The organism is Paenibacillus wuxiensis, assembly GCF_040195695.1.
Classification (GTDB): Bacteria; Bacillota; Bacilli; order Paenibacillales; family Paenibacillaceae; genus Paenibacillus_B; species Paenibacillus_B suaedae.
In genome coordinates this window covers 1-2685 of sequence record NZ_JBEFZI010000030.1, presented here as the reverse complement: position 1 = coordinate 2685, position 2685 = coordinate 1, and the positions used below count along the sequence as shown (strand labels likewise).

Annotated in this window: 1 protein-coding gene; it reads right to left on the bottom strand. The window is 58.1% G+C overall.

Features of this window, described 5'->3' with window-relative positions; genetic code table 11:
• On the bottom strand, positions 1-2685 hold a 2685-nt coding region (locus ABN764_RS29430), incomplete at both ends, for a condensation domain-containing protein (protein ID WP_446673858.1).

The window sequence follows — 2685 nt, the reverse complement described above, 5'->3', positions numbered from 1 at the left end:
GCTCTCATCGCTGGCATCCACAGCATCCGTCAGCTTGCCGGAGACCATGCCGGAGCCAATCGGCGCATTCGCCCACTCCTCGCTGTACGATGCTTCGTCGTCCAGGTACAGCACCGCTGCCAGCGCCAGCGCCTCTTCGCCAAGCCAGGCTTCGGCACGCTCATGCAGCGGCGTTTGCGTCAGCAGTACCTTCGCTCCGCTGTCTTCAAGCATGAACCGCACGCGGTCTGCCGGATAATCCGGGTCGAGCGGAACATACGCCCCGCCCGATTTCCAGACGGCCAGCACGGCCACCAGCAAGTCCACCGAACGCTCGGCGAGAATGCCGACGATCGTCTCCCGGCCGATGCCGCTTGCGCGCAGCGTGGCCCCCAAGCGGTTCGCCCGTTCGTTCAGCTCCGCATACGTCAGCCGGTCATTCTCGTACACGACGGCCTCCGCTTCCGGCGTGCACTCCGCCTGTTCCTCGAACAGCCGGTGGAACGCGGCCGCAGGAGCCGCTTCCGGCTGCGCCGGGTTGAACACGCCAAGAATTTGTTCTTTTTCTGCTGGTGTCAGAATGTCCAGCTCGGCAATCTTCGCATCCGGACGGCTTACGATCGCTACGAGCAGCTGCTCGTAATGTTTCGCCAGACGTTCGATCGTCTCCCTTTTGTATAGAGACGTCGAATATTCGAAGCTGTAATCCAAGCCGCCGTTCTCCTCGCCCACATCCAAGCTGATATCAAACTTCGCGGTATCCAGTGCGCTCGGATAGGGAATCAGGCGAAGCCCTTCCAGCTCAAATTCCTCGTTCTCTGTATTCTGCATCGTAAATAGCGTGTCAAAGAGCGGATTGCGGCTTAAATCACGGGTGACTTGCACCTTATCCACCAATTCTTCGAACGGGTAGTTTTGATGCTCGAAGGCGTGGAGAGTCGTTTCTTTGACTTCGTTCAGGTATGACAGGAATGTCTTCTCCGAAGCCGGATAACTGCGGATCGCCAGCGTGTTTAGGAAAATCCCGATCAACGGCTGCACATCTCCATGATTCCTTCCGGCAATCGGCGTACCGACAATTACGTCTTCCTGACCCGAATATTTATGCAGAAGCACGTTATACGCCGCAAGCAGCACCATAAACAGCGTTGTGCCCGTTTCCGAGGCAAGCTGCTTCAGGCCGTCGGTTTTCGAAGCGTCGAAGAAAAACTCCAGCGTTTGTCCTTCGTAACTCTGCACGGCCGGACGCGGATAGTCGGTCGGCATTTCCAGCACCGGAAGCTCGCCTTGGAACATGTCCAGCCAGTACTCCTCCTGACGTTGAAGCCGTTCCTTCTGCTCCTGCGAATGCTGCCAAACGGAGTAGTCTTTGTACTGAATGCGCAGAGGCTCCAATTGCTCGCCGCCGTACAAGCAGACAAATTCATCAACAAAGATCTCCATGGAGACACCGTCGGAAATAATATGATGCATATCATACATTAGAATATGGCGTTCCGGAGCCAGCTCGACAAGGCCTACTCTCAGCAGCGGAGGCTTCGCCAAGTCAAACGGACGGACAAAACGGCGAACCGTCTCTTCGGCCTCTTGCTCATCTACACGATAGAACTCCACGACAAAATTCAAGTCCTGGTAAATCCGCTGCGATGCTTCACCATCCACCATTTCGAACCCGGTGCGCAGCATTTCATGCCGCGCCACGAGCTTACGGAACGCTTCTTCGAACCTTGCCCGGTCCAAAGCCCCCTCCAGCAGCATCGCCTCCGGCATATTGTAGCTAAGCTCCGCGCCTTCCAGTTGATTCAGGATAAAGAGACGTTTTTGAGCAAATGATTGCGGGTACACCTCCCGGTAATCCGCCACCGGAATAGCAACGAATGTCTGCTCATCCAGCCGGGAAATGGCGGCAGCCATGCTCCCGATCGTGGAATGGCGGAACACGTCGCGCAGCGGCAGATCCACGCTCAGTTCCTTGTGCACCTTGCTGACCAGCGTCGTTGCCCGCAGGGAGTGGCCGCCGATGTCGAAGAAGTTGTCGTGAACGCCAATCTCCTTCGCAAGCCCCAGCACCTCCTGCCAAATCTCTGCCAGCTTCGTTTCCAGCTCATTGCGCGGTGCGACGTACTCCGTTCCGCTTCCCGCTTCTCCTTCCGGCGCTGGCAGCGCCTTCCGGTCAATCTTTCCATTCGGCGTCAGAGGCAGACGCTCCAGCTCCACGAAGTACGACGGGATCATGTAGCCCGGCAGCTCCTGTGCCAGCGCGCTGCGCAGATCATTCACCGTCAGCTCGGCTCCGGTATCCGGTGTGTAATATGCGCATAGCGCCTTCTGCCTGTTCGCATCACTTCGAACCAGCACCACCGCTTCGCGCACGCCTTCTACCCGCAGCAGCTGCGACTCGATCTCCCCCGTCTCTATCCGGTAGCCCCGGATTTTCGCTTGGTTGTCGATCCGGCCGATGAAGTCCACGTTACCGTCCTCCATCCACCGTGCCAAGTCTCCCGTGCGGTACAGCCGCTCGCCCGCGGCGAACGGACTGTCTACGAACTTCTCTTCCGTCAGCTCCGGACGGTTCAAGTACCCGCGCGCTACCCCGACTCCGCCGATGACCAGCTCGCCCAGCACCCCGACCGGCACCGGATTCAGTTGCGCATCCACGATGTAGAATTTCGCATTCAGCCACGCTTTGCCGATCGGTACATGGCC